This is a genomic window from Coprococcus ammoniilyticus, from assembly GCF_025567345.1.
Classification (GTDB): domain Bacteria; phylum Bacillota; class Clostridia; order Lachnospirales; family Lachnospiraceae; genus Coprococcus; species Coprococcus ammoniilyticus.
This window is the reverse complement of the sequence record NZ_JAOQJS010000006.1, coordinates 40,796-57,771: the sequence shown is the minus strand read 5'-3', so window position 1 is coordinate 57,771 and position 16,976 is coordinate 40,796. Positions and strand designations below refer to the sequence as shown.

Sequence of the window (16,976 nt, the reverse complement as noted above, 5' to 3'; positions counted from 1 at the left end):
GGACATAGAGTTACAAAATATTCCAAACGATTTTTTAGTCTCACAGATTTTAAATCGTTCATTTTTTTGTCTTTTTTTCACACGCGACGCAATATGTTGGGGTTTGAGAAAACATTGCACTCAATATCTAGATAATCAATTTTGAAGGAGAATGTAAAAATGCAGGTAATCAAAAGAGACGGTCGAGCCGTATCCTATGATCGCAGCAAGATTATCGTTGCCATCCAGAAGGCAAATGCCGAAGTCGAAGACTGCGAAAAAATTTCTGAAGAAAAAATCGAAGAGATCATAGACGGTATCGAAGCAAAAAACAGAAAAAGAATGCTGGTCGAGGACATTCAGGATATCATCGAGCAGAAGATTATGGCAGAAGGGAAATTCGTTCTTGCCAAAACTTACATTATATATAGATACAGCCGTGAACTGATCCGTAAAGCAAATACAACTGACGATTCCATTCTCAGCCTGATCCAGAACAGAAACAAAGATGTTATGGAAGAGAATTCAAATAAAAACGCAACTGTTGCTTCCACTCAGCGAGATCTGATCGCCGGTGAGGTTTCAAAGGATCTTACCAAACGACTTCTGTTGCCTGAAAAGATTTCAAAAGCACATGAAGAAGGTGCGATCCATTTCCACGATGCTGATTATTTCTTACAGCCAATCTTCAACTGTTGTCTGATCAACATCGGAGATATGCTTGACAATGGCACTGTCATGAACGGCAAACTGATCGAGAGCCCTAAGAGTTTTCAGGTTGCATGTACGATCGTTACACAGATCATTGCTGCCGTTGCCTCCAGCCAGTATGGTGGTCAGTCCGTTGATATCCGTCACCTTGGAAAATATCTGCGTAAGAGTTACAATAAATACAAAGCATTATATCAGGAAGAATTTGGCGAGAGATTAGATGCCGATACATTAGAGGAGCTGGTAAAAGAAAGACTGAACGACGAGCTCCGTTCCGGTGTTCAGACGATCCAGTACCAGATCAACACTCTGATGACTACAAATGGTCAGTCTCCATTTGTTACCTTATTCCTGAATCTCGATCCAACTGATGAATACATTGAAGAGAATGCCATGATCGTAGAAGAAATCCTCCGTCAGCGTTTAGAGGGTATTAAAAACGAAGTTGGTGTCTATGTAACACCTGCATTTCCAAAGCTGATCTACGTTCTGGATGAGCACAACTGCTTAAAGGGCGGCAAATATGATTACATCACCCGTCTTGCGATCAAGTGCTCCGCTAAGAGAATGTATCCGGATTACATCTCCGCTAAGAAGATGCGTGAGAACTATGAAGGTAATGTCTTCTCCTGTATGGGATGCCGTTCTTTCCTCTCTCCTTGGAAGGATGAAAATGGCAACTATAAGTGGGAAGGTCGTTTCAACCAGGGTGTTGTCAGCCTGAATCTTCCTCAGATCGGTATTCTGGCAAAGGGTGATGAAAATAAATTCTGGTCACTCCTAGATGAACGGCTTCAGTTATGTTACGATGCGCTGATGTGCCGTCACAGAGCACTGGAAGGCGTAACTTCAGATGTCAGCCCAATTCACTGGCAGTATGGTGCGATTGCACGATTAAAGAAGGGTGAGGTTATCGATCCACTGCTTCACAACGGCTACTCCACACTGTCACTTGGATACATCGGTCTGTATGAGACTTCTATCCTGATGAAGGGTGTCAGCCATACGGATCCGGTTGGTGAAGAATTTGCATTAAAGGTTATGAATAGAATGCGTGCAGCCTGTGATAAATGGAAGGCTGATACCGGACTTGGCTTCGGCTTATATGGAACACCAGCCGAAAGCTTATGTTATAGATTTGCACGCATTGATAAAGAACGTTTCGGTACGATCAAGGATGTTACTGATAAGGGCTACTACACAAACTCCTACCATGTTGATGTCCGTGAGAAGATCGATGCATTCAGCAAGTTTAGATTTGAGAGTCAGTTCCAGACGATCTCATCCGGTGGTGCGATCTCCTATGTCGAGATACCAAATATGCGTAACAATCTGGATGCTCTCGCAGAAGTGGTCCGCTACATTTATGAGAATATCCAGTACGCTGAGTTCAATACAAAATCAGACTACTGTCATGTATGTGGATATGACGGTGAGATCATCATCAATGCAGATGGCGAATGGGAATGTCCTCAGTGTGGCAACAAAGACCACGCAAAGATGAACGTTACAAGAAGAACCTGTGGTTATCTCGGTGAAAACTTCTGGAACGTAGGCAAGACCAAAGAAATGGCTTCCAGAGTATTACACCTGTAGGATTCAGGTCTGAAGCATGTGGTTCATCCATACCACAAACAGAATAATGTATACCACATACGATCAGAATATACCGGAATTTTTATAAAAACACTTGCTATATTGAAAAAATTGGTTTATATTAAAGCTATGCATAAAGTATTTACTTGTATGAACAGTTTACATCCGATTTTTAACTAAGTGCATTAATAATTTCAATTTGTATGGTCTGCATGTCGTAGAGGGCAATGCGGGCCATACTTTTTGTATGGGAGAAATAATAATTATGAATTATATGGATATCAAACGGTGTGATATCGCAAACGGAACCGGAGTCCGAACCTCTCTGTTCGTATCCGGCTGCACACACCACTGTAAGGGTTGTTTTAATCAGGATACCTGGGATTTCAACGCAGGTAAGCCTTTTACTCAAAAAGAAATTGATACGATCATTGAACTCTGTAAGCCGGATCATATTGTAGGGCTTACCCTGCTTGGCGGCGAACCATTGGAATTCGTCAATCAGCAGGGACTGCTTCCACTTCTGGAACAGTTCAAAGCTGCTTATCCGGATAAAACGATCTGGTGCTATACCGGCTATGATTTTGAAAAAGACGTTCTGGACAAAATGTATTTCCAGTGGGATTTCACTCACAAATTCCTGTCCTATCTGGATGTTTTAGTCGACGGAGAATTTGTTGAAGAAAAGAAAGTTCTGGATCTGCGATTCAGAGGTTCTACAAATCAGAGAATATTGGATGTTCCAAAATCATTAGCTGCCAAGAAAGCAGTCTTATGGGACGAGAAAGGAAGGTACTTCTAATGACCACATTTGATATTAACATTAAGAAACTGAATGAAAATGCGACAATTCCTTCTTATGGTTCTGAATTTGCTGCCGGAGCAGATCTGTATGCCTGCATGGAGGAACCGGTAACGATCGTTGCCGGAGAAACCCAGTTCATCCACACCGGACTGGCTATCGAGATTCCGGCCGGCTATGCCGGACTGGTCTATGCAAGAAGCGGTCTTGCCTGTAAGCGTGGTCTTGCCCCTGCCAACAAAGTAGGCGTTATCGATGCAGATTACCGTGGAGAGATCATGGTAGCACTCCATAACCACTCTAATGTCGATCAGACGATTGAAAGCGGCGAACGTATTGCGCAGCTTGTTATCACCCCATACATTACCGGATGTTTCCATACTGTAGATGAATTATCCGATACCGTACGCGGTGAAGGTGGCTTCGGCTCTACTGGAAGAAAATAAACAGGCAAAAAAGGTCCATGGCACGAAATGTACCATGGACCTTTTTATTCTATCCCATTAATTAAACGTAATCATACTATACACGTCAGTATTTACGCTCTTGGAATAAGTGTAATCTTTATCAATCTTTGATACCCAGTTCGTTAAAAGGTTATTAAAATAGGCATCATTCGCTTCTTTTGTCAGCTCCGCTTTATTCGTAGCGGTTGCCTTCTCATCCGTCAGATATGTCATCTGGAAGATATGATAGCCATTCTCAGTCTCGATAACCTGTGAGATATCTCCATCCTGCATATCATATAAGGTATCCAGAACCTCCTGCCCATAGCTTTCCAGAATCTGATCCTTGCTCATGGTATGGCTTCCTGCATATTGCAGGTTATTTGTATGGCCAAGGAAAGTGATATTCAGGTTCGGATTGTCCGATAACTGCTGTTTGATCGAAGTATAAGCCTCGTCCGCTTTTTGTTTCTGTTCTGCGATCTTATCCTTACTGTACACTACAATATTTCCAAAATCATCCTCATAATAACATTCAAAGAACATATCATAAAATGTCGTCATTCTTGCCTGCTCATCGGATACCTCAGCAGAGGAGTCGCTCATGACATGATCGTAGATTTTCTTCGCCAATGCATTCTCCTGAAGGACACGGGATGGTGTATCTGCCTCCATGCCGGTTTCTTTCAACTGCTCATCGGTCAGACTGTTATAGAAATCTTCCGCTTCCTGTTCTGCCTGTGCCTGTTCTTCCGCCGTCAGACTGATCTTATATTCATCCGCCTGTGCGATCAGCGCCTTGGTCTGAACAATATTGGAGATCACTTCACGTCTTGCCATTTCCTCGACGTTCATCTCGATGCCACCATCCGTCTCGATCGTTTTTCCCCAGATATCGTTGCCGTATTCCTTTTCGTACTCATCAATGGTTGTCTGTGCATAGATATACACCTCGTCCAGATAAATGTTGTCATTTCCGAATTTGAATACAATATATTTTCCTGTATTATCCTGACTTTCTTCTCCGCACGCTGCAAGTGTAAGTAACATCACACATGTACAGATCAAAGAAATAGCCTTTAGAATTCTACGTTTCATCCACCAAACCTCCTGTTCTTCCAGCTCACCGATTCCGGCATCTGCATCATCCTGCAAACATTACAGATTTCGGTATGCTGATCATCCTTTATTCTTCTGCAAGCTCCGCAATATCAGCTACAACTGCTCTCGCCTGCTTCCAGATTTCTTTCTCTGTGATCGTCTTCATCTTAAGCACAAAAGATGGACTGTTGCCGATCACAAATTTCATGCTTCCTCTATATTTATCTAATAACGAATCAATCTTTGCTGTGTCGATCTTCGCCTGTTTAAACATCGAAAACCGCAGCTCCGCCCCCGCCAGCATAATGCTGGTTATATAGGCACGATTTGCCTTTGCCTTTAATAAAGATACATCAAGCAGGTTCAGAACCTCTGTCGGCATCTCTCCAAATCTGTCGTTTAATTCGTCAATGATATCGTCGTAATCATCATCCGATGCGATATGAGATATCCTCTTATACAGATCCAGCTTAATGAATTCATTCTTGACATATTCAGCCGGTATATAAGCATCCACCGGAAGCTGTACGGTTGTCTCAAACCGTTCTTCAACCTTCTCGCCCATCTCCTGACGGATCGCATCATTTAACATCTTACAGTACAGATCATAACCAACTGCTTCCATATGACCGGACTGATCCTCGCCTAAGATATTTCCCGCGCCGCGGATCTCCAGATCCTTCATGGACACCTTGATTCCGGAACCAAGATCGGTAAATTCCCGGATCGCTTTCAGTCTCTTTTCCGCAGTTTCCTTAATAAGTTTATCCCGACGGTACATCAGAAATGCATATGCATTCCGATCTGAACGACCGACACGGCCGCGGAGCTGATACAACTGGGATAAGCCAAATGTATCTGCATCATGAATGATCATGGTATTCGCATTTGGAATATCCAGTCCCGTCTCGATGATCGTCGTCGTGACCAGCACATCAATCTCATGATTGATAAACCGGTACATGATGTCCTCCAGCTGTCGTTCATGCATCTGTCCATGCGCATACTCAACAACTGCATCCGGTACAAGGGATGCAATCTCCGATGTGACCATCTCTATATTATTTACCCGGTTATATACATAATATACCTGACCATCCCGCGCCAGCTCACGCTTGATCGCTTCTTTGACAAGTTCGGGATCAAGCTCCATGACATAGGTCTGGATCGCCCGTCTGTCAACCGGCGCTTCTTCCAGAACACTCATATCCCGAATACCGATCAGGCTCATATGAAGTGTACGAGGAATAGGAGTCGCTGTCAAGGTCAGGACATCAACATTTGTCTTCATCTGCTTGATCTTTTCCTTATGTGTTACACCAAACCGCTGCTCCTCGTCTATGATCAGCAGACCAAGCTGCTTAAATGTCACATCCTTCGATAACAGACGATGTGTTCCGATCACGATATCCACCTTGCCGGCCTTCAGATCAGCGATCGTCTCCCGAACCTCCTTCGGTGTACAGAAACGGCACAACAGACGGATCTCAACCGGAAATTCCTTCATACGTTCTTTGAATGTATTATAATGCTGCTGTGCAAGAATCGTAGTCGGCACAAGATAAGCAACCTGTCTGCCATCGTATACCGCCTTAAATGCCGCACGGATCGCAACCTCTGTCTTACCAAAGCCCACATCACCACAGATCAGACGATCCATGATCTTGCTGCTCTCCATGTCTGCCTTCGTCTCTGCGATCGCTTTCTTCTGGTCATCCGTTTCCTCATATGGGAACATTTCCTCAAATTCCTGCTGCCAGATCGTATCCTTCGAATAGCAGAAGCCCTGTGATGCCTGTCGTTTCGCATACAGGTTCACCAGTTCCTTTGCGATCGTTGCAACATGACCTTTTACCCGGCTTCTGGTCTTCTCCCAGTCTTTACTGCCGAGCTTGTTGATCTTCGGTCGTCTGCCCTCTTTATCACTGTATTTCTGGATACAGTCTACCTCAGAAGCCAGTACATAGAGCTTTCCGCCCTCTGCATAATTGATCGTTACATAGTCTTTTAAGACACCGTCCACTTCAACCTTCTCGATACCGCCATAGATACCAACTCCATAACGTTCATGGATCACACAGTCACCCACACTGATATCGGAGAAATCTTTGATCACTTCGCCGGAATACCGTGGCTTCTGGTTCTTCTTTTTCTTCGTACTGCTCCGTGCAGTAAAGACGTCGCCTTCATTTATCACAACCAGCTTCAGCTCCGGGAACTCAAATCCTGCCCGAAGTCTTCCTGTCGTAACCATAACCTCTTTCTCGGAAAGAACACGGTCGGTATCCTCCGAATAGAAGCATGCCACATCATGGCTGGTCAGATTCTCAACCATCCGTTTGGCTCTGGTCGTCGATGGCGAGATAAATATGATCCGATAATTTTTCTCTCTCCATTTTCCGATATCCGCAATTAACGCTTCAAAATTATTCCTATAAGAATTAACCACTCGACTGTCGTAAGTTACATCATGTCGGATCGTAAAATACCGATCCTCATGATACAGAATAGAAAATGCGAGCGTCTGAAATGCCTGCATTTTCTGCACGATTGCCGAATAGGTAAATAAAATATTCATCATACCCGGAAGGATATATCCACCCTCCAGCCGGCTCTCCATGCTCTCAAGGAAGGTTGCCATATAGTTATCCGCATAATCTGATATTCTCGAAGTCTCATCTAATAAAATAACTGTATTTTTTGTATGGAAGCAGTCTAAGAGTGATACGGTCTTACTGTAGAAATACTCTACATAACTGTCCACTCCTGCCATCCCATGAAACTCCGTCAACTGCTCTTTGATCTCTCCGATCTGCTTCTTTAAGCGGGCAGCTTCCTCTGTCTTGAACTCTTTCCGCAGCTTCTCATAATATGGTTTGAATTCCTGCTCCAGCTTGTGGATCCCCTGCGCCGTCCTGCGATCAGACAACACCATCTCGCTTGCTGGATAAATCTGGATCTCCTGCACCTGTTCGATCGACCGCTGGCTCTCTACATCAAAGCTCCGGATCGTATCGACCTCCGTATCCCACATATCGATACGATATGGGCATTCCTCTGTCAAAGGAAAGATATCAATGATACCACCACGCACCGCAAACTGTCCGACACCGTCCACGCTGTCCGCCTTTTCATACCCCAGTTCTACCAGCCGTTTCTTAAGCGCTTCAACATCCAGTTCTTCCGCCTCGCGGATCGTCACAACGTTTTTCTTAATGTAGGACAGATCCGGCATCTTATCAAATAACGCATCCACTGTCAGAATGATCGTACAGGCTTCTCCCTCGATCAGTCGTCTGAATATATCCATCCGCCGTCTGGTGATAGAATTTCCATGGATATCTGAGCTGTAAAATAAAATATCCTTCGACGGATACATATACACCGCTTTATCATAGAAACGGAAATCCTCGTATAACTGTTCCATTCTCTGTTCACTGTAGGTTACGACCAGTCTTACATGTGCATCGGATGAAAATGCATGCATCAGATATACCCGGTCTGTTCCATCATTCCCGGATATATTGACGATGCCATCCTGCTGCTTTAACCAGTCCTTTATCTGTATATAATTTTCGGTATGTTTTACAGGCTCATTGATTGCCTTCATATCGACGCCAAATGCCAGGCTGATACAGCCTGGCTCCCTTTCTTTTTTATTTTCTGATTATTTATACCTGTCTGACCGTATGCATGGCTACACCCTGTATACGACCGGTTCCGATCAACACATTTTGCCTTTCGGTTAATTATATTTATTCATTGCTGCTGCCGCACTGTCTTTTAAGATCAGCGCGATTGCATCACAGGCATTATCACAGCCTGCCTTGATCTCCGGAAGTTCGTCTTTTCCGAATCTGGATAATACATAATCTGCAAGATCCATACGATCCGGTTTCTTTCCGATTCCGACACGGACACGGACAAATTCCTGTGTTCCCAGATGTGAAATAATATTCTTCATTCCATTATGTCCGCCGGCACTTCCCTTTTCACGGATCCGAAGTTTGCCGACTGCCAAATCGATATCATCATAAGCAACGATCACATCAGATGGATCGCATTTGTAATAATCGACCAGCTCCCGGACACTTTCTCCACTCAGATTCATAAATGTCTGTGGCATTGCAAGGATCACTTTCTCCCCTTCTATCATGCCCCTGCCATAGATTGCTTTATGCTTCTTTTCACTCAATTCTATATTATATTTATCTGCAAGCCCTACAATTACGGAAAATCCTACATTATGTCTGGTTCCCGCATATTTGGTTCCCGGATTTCCAAGTCCTACTATCAGTTTCATCTTATCTTGACCTCATTATCTCTTCTGCTTCTGCAAGTTGTTCCAGTGTATTGACACCTTTGATCTGGTCGGCATCCTCCATGGCTGCCGCATCAACCGGAAGTCCCATTTTCTTGATAATCTCAATGGTATCCGGCAGATAATATTCACCCTGTGCATTATCATTTGTAATCTGTGAAAGTGCTGCCAGCAAAGCATCACATTTGAAAATATACATACCGGAATTTACTTCTTTAACCGCCTGTTCTTCCTCAGTTGCATCCTTCTGTTCTACGATCTTTGATAAGCCTTTCTCATCACGGATAATTCTTCCATATCCAAATGGATCTGAAAGCATCGCTGAGATAACTGTAACACCATTTTCTGTTGCAACATGCTTCTTGATCGCCTGCTCTAATGTCTTACCGGTTACAAGTGGTGTATCTCCACAAAGGACAACAACGTCGCCCTCTGTGCCGATAAAATCAGAAGCACACTTAACCGCATGACCGGTTCCAAGCTGTTCGGTCTGTAGTGCATAACTTACTACATCCTGCATTTCTTCTGTCTTACCAAGCTTCGCATAAGTATCTTTGATACTTTTTTCTACTTCTTCTGCCTTGTATCCAACGATCACGCAGACTTTATCACATCCGGCAGCTCTTGCCGCTTCTATCGAATAGTATACCATCGGCTTCCCAAGCACCTCGTGCACAACCTTTGGCTTTTCAGATTTCATTCTTGTTCCCTTGCCTGCTGCAAGGATGATTGCTTTCAGCATAATTACCTCCAAATAAAATATGAGATTGCTACAGCTAATTTTACTTTATCCCTATTTCATTTTCAACCATATGGTGGAAATATTTCGTATATTCATATGCTAATCCAATAAGTCTATCTTTTCCCCAAAATAGGTTAATACATTTTTCTCATCTATAACTATTTTCGCCTGACATGCCATGCCATTCATAAGCGTTGCCTCTTCTCCATTTTTTCCCTTTAATGTCATATTATCACACTTAACTCTCACTAGATAGTAGGAATATCCGGTACTTTGATCAACCGAAATATTTTTTGCTATATTTTCTACAGTTCCTTTAAAGTATCCATATTCACTGGAAGGATATGCAGCAATTTCAAATTTTACATCCTGTCCTTCCCTTATTTGAACTATATCAGTATTTTCCACATATATTTCCGCATAATACTTTGATTCCGTTTCCGGATAGATGGTTCCTATTGTGGTACCCTCCTGCACAAAGCTTCCGGTTTTCAAATCCTGTGCGATGTAAAAATATCCTGAAACATTTGCCTTTATGACACAATTATCATTCTGGATATCATAACTCTTTAAATAGGTTTCACATTCTTTTACCTTATCTTCATAATTTAATATTTCTGCTGCAACATTTCCTTTTTCTGTAAGAATAGCAACCGATTCCTTCGTCTCATTATCTGCACTATTTATAGCTTCCAACTGTAATTTTGCAGATGCAAGATTTGTTTCCAAAGATAGAATCGTGTCATTATATCCTGCAATCTGTTGTTCAATGGTTGTAATCTGCTGTAATTCCAGATTCCTTAAAGCTCGTGTTTTTTCTTTTTTTGCAGAGTCTTGGGCCGTAATCAACGCATCTCTTTGTTTTTTCAATTCTTCTATATTGGCAGTTGTATTTTCAGTCGATGCAACTACCGAGATAGTTTCTGTGGATATACCATTATCGCTTACCGTTTCCTCTTCAGTTACAGTTTTATCTTCTATTGAAGCTTCAGCTTCCGCTTTTTTCATTTGCTCCTCATACTCATCTATTTGCCTTTGATGCTCATTTATCTGATTATCATATTGTAATGCAGTATAATTATAGGATGCAAGATAGCTACTTATCATACTGTAATAAATACCTTCGCTTGCATCAAAAGTATTATTTCGTGCTGTAATGCACTGTTTTACAACATTAAGCTTCTCAATCTTTTCATTATATTTTGCAATGGTTCCTGATATTGAATCCACGTTTCCCTGATACAAGGTAACTTGTCCTTCTGTGTCACTTTCGTTTAAGTCCACGTTTGCATACAACAGTTTCCTTCTATTTACAAACTCTTCATAATACGGATTATCATCCAAAGTTTCTAACTCTGTCTTGTCACCGTCAAGACTTTTTTCATATGCCGATAAGATTTTAATTCGAGCTTGCGCAGCTTCTAACTCATTCTGATATCGTAAAATAGTATCAGAAAGCTCGTCTATAGTAAGAACGTAAAGAATATCCCCCTCTTTCACATACTGTCCGTCTTGTATATTGGTTTCCTTTACACTTCCTGTAACATCACTGCTAATTTCATAAACAGCATTGCTTCCTTTAAATATTCCGTTACTTTTCACTACAACATCTATCTTGAATAAACGCATCCATAAAACTGCAACTACTAATATAATTAAGATTAGATATATAGTATATATTAGAAAACGGTTGGGCTTTGACTCATAAACCTCTGTACTGTCACTTATATCCTTCATATCTACAATAATTGGCTTCATGCAACATCACCGCCTTCCATTATGGTATTATTTTCTTCTAAGGATTGTTGTTTTACGAGATATGCATATTTCCCTCCCATAGCAATCAGTTCCCTATGTGTTCCATGTTCCACAATCTTTCCCTTGTCCATCACATAAATCCTGTCACAATTTTTTATAGTGCTTAAACGGTGTGCAATAAATATAGTTGTCATATTTTTTGCAAACTCATGGATGGTTCTGTCAAGTGCACGTTCTGTAATAGCATCCAAGTTACTTGTTGCCTCATCAAGAATTAAAATATCCGGTTTCTTAAGCATAGCCCTTGCTATTGCAAGTCGTTGTCTTTGACCACCTGAAAGATTAGTTCCGTTTTCTTCCAATCTTGTTTCATAGCGAAGTGGAAGCTCATTGATAAAGTCATGTGCCTGTGCCATTTTGGAAGCTTCTATGATATCATCCATAGTTGCAGTATCCAATCCCAGAGTTAGATTTTCAAAAATAGAACCACTAAAAAGAAATGTTTCCTGCGGAATATATGCAATTCTTTCTCTTAAAGTTTCTAACTGAATATCTTCAATGTTGTTTCCATTAATTATAATATCACCGGTTTCCGGTGCATAGAGATGGAGTAATAGTTTGGAAAGTGTTGTTTTACCGGAACCACTTTCTCCTACAAAAGCAATTTTTTTTCCTTTCTCTATCTTTAAATTAATATCTTCAAGAACTAGCCTTCTTGTACCATATCGGAAGTTTAAATCCTTGATTTCTATATCACCTGCCAGGCTTATTGGGGCAAGCTTATGGTGTTCTGCATCTGTTTTCTCAGTCTCTAATTCCAATATTTCTCCCAAACGGTCTGCTGCAACTACAGCAGTCTGCATCTGTGGTTGCAGATTAATTAAATTCTTTACTGGATCGAGGAAGTAAGCAAGCAATGAATTAAAGGTAATCAATGCCCCAATGGTCATTTCTCCGTTAATGACGCTGACACTGCCTCCCCAGAGAATTACGATCCCCCCCACTAGCTCCACAAAAGTCTTTAAAGAAGACTGTAAATTACTCACCCAAGTTAAATCAAAAATACTTCTCAATAAACGGACAAATTTAATCTCTGTCTCCCTGTTAGCTTTTCGTTCTGCATTATATGCTTTTACCGTTTGGATACCGTTTAATGACTCTACCATATAGGATGTAAGTTGAGCATTATCCTCCATCTGCTTTCGATTCAGCTTTTCATACCATCTGTGAAAACACACAACAATAATTGCATATAATACAACAATTATTACAGTAACGCCAAATAGTTTCGCATTCTGCAGATACAAAATAACTGCACCTGCCACTGCCATAAGAGTATCTATCATAATGGTTAATGTTGCTCCTGATATTGCATCACGCACTTTTCCCGCATCATTAAACCTTGAAATAATTTCTCCGACCTTTCTGGTTCCAAAGAAATTCATCGGAAGTTCAATCACATGACGGTAGTAGCCAAGAAGCAATGCTATATCCAACTTTTGACTTAAATATAATAATAAATGCGACCTGAATGCATTAAGAATAACCTTAAATATGTTCAATAGAATTACCCCAATAGACAAAGTCATCAGTGTTTTTCTCAGTCCATCCGGTAACACACTATCGATTAATTCCTTGAAATAAAAAGCACCTACAATTCCAAGAATAGTATATACCAATGATGCTACAAAGATATGTAAAACAAGCTTTTTCTGTGGTAAAAGCAAATGAAAAAAGCGACTAAACAATCCTTTGGTTTCGTCGCCCTTCTTAAATGTTTCGTTTTTTACAAGCAGAATCAAAACGCCACTCCATTGATATTTAGGCACTTTCCCTTCCTCATGGACTTCTCCAAAAAACTCCTCCGGTTTAAGCTTTACGATTCCAACTCCTGGGTCTGCTATAATCACCTGTTTTTTTGTAATTTTATGTATGACCACATAGTGTAATAACTGTCCATCTACAATAACGTGAGCAATACAAGGCAATGGAAACTCCGAAAAGAATGCTTCCTTCGTTCCTTTTACGCCCTTTGCACTAAACCCAAGTTGCTCTGCAGCTTTAATTACACCATATGCATTTGTTCCCTGTTTATCTGTTCCTGCAACTTCACGGATTTGGGTAATACCTATTTTGTAACCATTTTGTTTACAGATAGTTGCAAGACAGGCAGCACCACAATCTGTTATGTCGTGTTGTTTTATACAATGATATTTCATTTTTTTCTACAACCTTTTTTAATAATCGAAACTACAAATGAGTATAGCAATAAAATCACTACGCTATATTTCATATTTAAACTATTCAAATATGAAAATAGAATAAAACTACATATAATAATGTAACCTATTAATATTATCCATTTTGAATATCTTGTTTTTATAACATCTACATGTTTATGCATTATTTACCCTTGCCTTCATCCTGTTTTAAATAAACCATTTTGCAATTTTTACATACTACTGCTTTTAGTTTATTTTTATTTTTTTTAGTTTTTGTGACTAAACCATATATTTTGCCTTCTACATTGATAGTACATTCATCAAATTCTTCCTTACCACATGATAAACATTTCACAAATATAACCTCCTCTCAAATTAAATTAAATTAAATGAACAACTCGTTTATTGAATTTCGCCTCACAGCCACTTTATTAATCGATAATTTATTCACAATTTGCTATGAATATTGAGATGTATATGCCCTCATCATCCATAGCAAACTGCAAATTCCAAATACCGTATTAATTAACGGGTTGCATCATACCAATACCATCCTGCGGCAGCACCCGCAGCAGCTGCTGCCCATCCTCCTGTTGCCACACATGCCATAATACAACAAACAGTAGCACCAGCATAACCGATATGTCTCCAAACACCTCCCCCTTCTAATAACATAATTTCATCCTGTGACATCTCACAGAATCCATTGTTTAAAACCATTTCCATTGATTTATTAAATCTCCTTTCCTTAATTAATTTTTATTTACACTTATTAAGAAAAGTGATATACTTTACCTAGGTACTTTTCTTAAAAGTGCTTGTGTTTGGGGCTCTGAGGGTTGTTCAAATTTATCAGAGTCCTCTTTTTATATAAAGCAGTCTGCCTTTGACAAACTTGATTTATATCGTTCCCTACAAGATGTTTGGGCTAATTCCCACATATACATCTATTTCTGTGTTTTCCGGAGCTATCATGTCCATTTTCTTTGTAACATTATAACCTACTGTTATAGGTTGCAACCTGTGTTCCATTATGTACTGATTCAACTGACTACATGCCTCTTGCAGTCCCATAGGATGACCTCTATAGGCGGCAACCACTGCATTTTCTATTTTTATCTGATTCTTAAAGACAAATTTATCTGTAGAAGCAATACTCCTATCTATCGGCATAATCAATTCAAGATCAATTACATCACCTTCAATGGCATAAGTAGCAGTTATAGGATTCCCTGCACGCTTTACACCTGCATTCTGAATATAGACTTCCATTTCTTTTCCTATATTCTCAATTTCTATCTGTCTTACTTTTCCTCTATAACTAAAGACATTCATTATATTCAATTTCTGATTTTCTTTAATTTCTAACATATTACTCCTTTAGTGTTACATAAAAAAATTGCAATGAAACTTTCCATATCATTGCAACCGAACTATCTATGCATATCTGCCTTAGACTTCTAGCTTTGCGTCCTTATATTTCTATAAGTTTGCCAATATCTTTGTTTTAGTAAGTAATTGAATCTTCATTAACGACCCATTTTAAATTCAAATCATTGCTGACTGGTTTTATCATAGTTGATATAATATCATATTATACTAGCCATTTATAAATCACTTATAATATTTAAACTTATTAGCTGCTTCTGGAAATTCAGGTTGATGAGCCACCCATATGCATGCTGAGTTTGCAGTCTGCATAACCAACAATAACGCTAAAGTATTTAAACATTTCATTACACCTTTACCAATTTTTTTTACTTCCATGAATTTATCCTCCCTTATTTTTTTAGAATCATACACCGACTTTAAAAAAATTTAAACACAATGTCCATATTTTGACATTTTATGTCTATATTCTGCACAAACACATTTCATTACATAAATTTTCAAAATAAAAGGCTCCTTTTCAGGCATCAAGCAATCCATATTTGATTACCTATCCGAAAAGGAGCATATCATTCTATTTAGACATATCTGTAAATCAAGCCGTCAAAACTACCACAGCATTAAATTTTTCATCAGAAATATAATATTCCAAATACCCATTATATTGTTCAGCAATCTTTGAGATACTTGACAATCCAATCCCATGTATCCCAGCTTCTTTTTTCGTGCTTATAAGTCTCCCCCCTACCTCCTTCAACTCTTCTACAAAATCATTTACCACCTTAATCACGCAAAGTTCTCCGTCTTTTTGCATAAAAATTCTTACAACAACAGAAGCATCCTTCTCCTTTTTTGATGCAGCCAAAATGGCATTATCCAGCAAATTACCTATCATGGTAATGAGATCAACATCCTGAATATGATTCAAAATGCAACCTGGTTCCACATATGCATCAAAAACAACCCCTGCACTTTCTGCCTTAATAGAATATTCAGATAAGATTATATTTAACATTTTATGATTGCTGTATTCACAAATTTCTTCCCTGTTTAACTTCCCATTCAACTCATCTACCACTTTACATATTTCGTCATTTCTTCCTTCATAAGCCAATTGCCCTATCACCTTAAGATAATGTGATGTATTATGTATAATTTCATTATAATTTTCATTCCACTCAGCAATTTTAGTCAACCTCTCTACCTCAGCTTTTTGATAAAGAAGTTCTAACTTCTGTTTAGAATTTTCACTTAGATTTTCCGTATACCTTTGGAATGCGTAAAATAATACCATATTTCCAGTTACCATGCATACAAAAAACAGTGTCATTAATATCTTTAAAATTATGTTCTTTCCGATATCTATTCCTGAATAAAATACTATGAGCATAGTACCTAAAGTAGAAACGGGTACGCACAAGTAAATAAGAAATAGTTTATTCGTCATTCTTTTTTTTGATTTTACAGTCATCTGCTTTAATAGAATAAACACAATATAATTCAGAAATTTTATAAGCAACAATTGCCATAAATATTCTGACACCGGAATCAAACCAGTTTTTGCCAACAAAGCGGTCGTCGTATTTGACAATATAATGTACAAAAACTCCACACCAATCATGACACTATATGCCACAATAAAATACATAAATCTAATTCCTAATTTAGAGTCAAATAATACTGTTACAAAAATCCACAATATTATAGGAACAAGAATCAAATTCAAAATATTACTCTGTAGCATATTAACCAGATAAATTATTCCTATTGTTCCTGCACATATTATTTTAATATATTTTCTTTTTCTCTTTAATCCAAAAAAATTATTAAAATAGTCATAAAGCAGGAAAACTTCAATAACACAACAAAAAAACAGGATAAGCGAATCCAACCATCCCATTATTTTTCC

Annotated in this window: 14 protein-coding genes and 1 riboswitch; of the genes, 3 read left to right on the top strand and 11 right to left on the bottom strand. The window is 39.4% G+C overall.

Translation table 11 applies throughout. The annotated features are described in order from the left end of the window. The first annotated feature begins 159 nt into the window (after nt 1-159). The 3 genes from nrdD (at nt 160) to dut (ending at nt 3,534) form a co-directional block, all read left to right on the top strand. Nucleotides 160-2,286 carry an anaerobic ribonucleoside-triphosphate reductase gene (nrdD, locus tag OCV60_RS10375; protein WP_021943174.1) on the top strand — a complete coding sequence of 709 codons (2,127 nt, stop codon included), beginning with the start codon at nt 160-162 and terminating at the stop codon, nt 2,284-2,286. A gap of 265 nt (nt 2,287-2,551) precedes the next feature. Continuing rightward, nucleotides 2,552-3,088: an anaerobic ribonucleoside-triphosphate reductase activating protein gene (nrdG, locus tag OCV60_RS10370; RefSeq protein ID WP_021943173.1), complete on the top strand. Its 537-nt coding sequence runs from the start codon at nt 2,552-2,554 to the stop codon at nt 3,086-3,088. Then, nucleotides 3,088-3,534, top strand: coding sequence for a dUTP diphosphatase (dut, locus tag OCV60_RS10365; RefSeq protein ID WP_021943172.1), 447 nt, complete (start codon nt 3,088-3,090; stop codon nt 3,532-3,534). The genes nrdG and dut overlap by 1 nt, the downstream gene beginning before the upstream one ends. Before the next feature lie 57 nt (nt 3,535-3,591). Here the strand turns inward: dut and OCV60_RS10360 are convergent, their stop codons facing one another. The 11 genes from OCV60_RS10360 to OCV60_RS10310 form a co-directional block, all read right to left on the bottom strand. After that, complete coding sequence (locus OCV60_RS10360; protein WP_021943171.1) at nt 3,592-4,632, bottom strand: peptidylprolyl isomerase; 1,041 nt, start codon at nt 4,630-4,632, stop codon at nt 3,592-3,594. Nucleotides 4,633-4,720: 88 nt separating this feature from the next. Then, nucleotides 4,721-8,245 (bottom strand): transcription-repair coupling factor, encoded by a 3,525-nt coding sequence (gene mfd / locus OCV60_RS10355; protein WP_118662802.1) that lies wholly within the window; start codon nt 8,243-8,245, stop codon nt 4,721-4,723. Between the two features lie 135 nt (nt 8,246-8,380). Then, complete coding sequence (pth, locus tag OCV60_RS10350; protein ID WP_021943169.1) at nt 8,381-8,938, bottom strand: aminoacyl-tRNA hydrolase; 558 nt, start codon at nt 8,936-8,938, stop codon at nt 8,381-8,383. Nucleotide 8,939: 1 nt separating this feature from the next. Further along, complete coding sequence (locus OCV60_RS10345) at nt 8,940-9,698, bottom strand: sugar phosphate nucleotidyltransferase (RefSeq protein ID WP_021943168.1); 759 nt, start codon at nt 9,696-9,698, stop codon at nt 8,940-8,942. Nucleotides 9,699-9,797: 99 nt separating this feature from the next. After that, nucleotides 9,798-11,456: a putative HlyD family type I secretion protein gene (locus OCV60_RS10340; RefSeq protein ID WP_021943167.1), complete on the bottom strand. Its 1,659-nt coding sequence runs from the start codon at nt 11,454-11,456 to the stop codon at nt 9,798-9,800. Then, nucleotides 11,453-13,675, bottom strand: a complete 2,223-nt coding sequence (locus OCV60_RS10335) for a peptidase domain-containing ABC transporter (protein ID WP_021943166.1) — start codon at nt 13,673-13,675, stop codon at nt 11,453-11,455. The genes OCV60_RS10340 and OCV60_RS10335 overlap by 4 nt, the downstream gene beginning before the upstream one ends. Before the next feature lie 184 nt (nt 13,676-13,859). Beyond that, entirely contained in the window at nt 13,860-14,033 is a 174-nt protein-coding gene (locus OCV60_RS10330) for a hypothetical protein (protein WP_021943165.1), read from the bottom strand. Nucleotides 14,034-14,203: 170 nt separating this feature from the next. Then, nucleotides 14,204-14,404 carry a hypothetical protein gene (locus OCV60_RS10325; RefSeq protein ID WP_021943164.1) on the bottom strand — a complete coding sequence of 67 codons (201 nt, stop codon included), beginning with the start codon at nt 14,402-14,404 and terminating at the stop codon, nt 14,204-14,206. A 186-nt stretch (nt 14,405-14,590) separates the two neighbouring features. Continuing rightward, nucleotides 14,591-15,049 carry a GyrI-like domain-containing protein gene (locus OCV60_RS10320; protein WP_021943163.1) on the bottom strand — a complete coding sequence of 153 codons (459 nt, stop codon included), beginning with the start codon at nt 15,047-15,049 and terminating at the stop codon, nt 14,591-14,593. A gap of 49 nt (nt 15,050-15,098) precedes the next feature. Next, nucleotides 15,099-15,183, bottom strand: a riboswitch (cyclic di-GMP riboswitch). A 109-nt stretch (nt 15,184-15,292) separates the two neighbouring features. Continuing rightward, on the bottom strand, nt 15,293-15,445 hold the full coding sequence (locus tag OCV60_RS10315) for a cyclic lactone autoinducer peptide (RefSeq protein WP_021943162.1): 153 nt from the start codon (nt 15,443-15,445) through the stop codon (nt 15,293-15,295). 217 nt (nt 15,446-15,662) lie between these two features. After that, nucleotides 15,663-16,967, bottom strand: coding sequence for a sensor histidine kinase (locus OCV60_RS10310; protein ID WP_021943161.1), 1,305 nt, complete (start codon nt 16,965-16,967; stop codon nt 15,663-15,665). Nucleotides 16,968-16,976: the final 9 nt, after the last annotated feature.

Bases quoted from the DNA above. Each gene is read 5' to 3' on its own strand.
- nrdD (WP_021943174.1), top strand. From the start codon at position 160: ATGCAGGTAATCAAAAGAGACGGTCGAGCCGTATCCTATGATCGCAGC.
- nrdG (WP_021943173.1), top strand. From the start codon at position 2,552: ATGAATTATATGGATATCAAACGGTGTGATATCGCAAACGGAACCGGA.
- dut (WP_021943172.1), top strand. From the start codon at position 3,088: ATGACCACATTTGATATTAACATTAAGAAACTGAATGAAAATGCGACA.
- OCV60_RS10360 (WP_021943171.1), bottom strand. From the start codon at position 4,632: ATGAAACGTAGAATTCTAAAGGCTATTTCTTTGATCTGTACATGTGTG.
- mfd (WP_118662802.1), bottom strand. From the start codon at position 8,245: ATGAAGGCAATCAATGAGCCTGTAAAACATACCGAAAATTATATACAG.
- pth (WP_021943169.1), bottom strand. From the start codon at position 8,938: ATGAAACTGATAGTAGGACTTGGAAATCCGGGAACCAAATATGCGGGA.
- OCV60_RS10345 (WP_021943168.1), bottom strand. From the start codon at position 9,698: ATGCTGAAAGCAATCATCCTTGCAGCAGGCAAGGGAACAAGAATGAAA.
- OCV60_RS10340 (WP_021943167.1), bottom strand. From the start codon at position 11,456: ATGAAGCCAATTATTGTAGATATGAAGGATATAAGTGACAGTACAGAG.
- OCV60_RS10335 (WP_021943166.1), bottom strand. From the start codon at position 13,675: ATGAAATATCATTGTATAAAACAACACGACATAACAGATTGTGGTGCT.
- OCV60_RS10325 (WP_021943164.1), bottom strand. From the start codon at position 14,404: ATGGAAATGGTTTTAAACAATGGATTCTGTGAGATGTCACAGGATGAA.
- OCV60_RS10320 (WP_021943163.1), bottom strand. From the start codon at position 15,049: ATGTTAGAAATTAAAGAAAATCAGAAATTGAATATAATGAATGTCTTT.
- OCV60_RS10315 (WP_021943162.1), bottom strand. From the start codon at position 15,445: ATGGAAGTAAAAAAAATTGGTAAAGGTGTAATGAAATGTTTAAATACT.
- OCV60_RS10310 (WP_021943161.1), bottom strand. From the start codon at position 16,967: ATGGGATGGTTGGATTCGCTTATCCTGTTTTTTTGTTGTGTTATTGAA.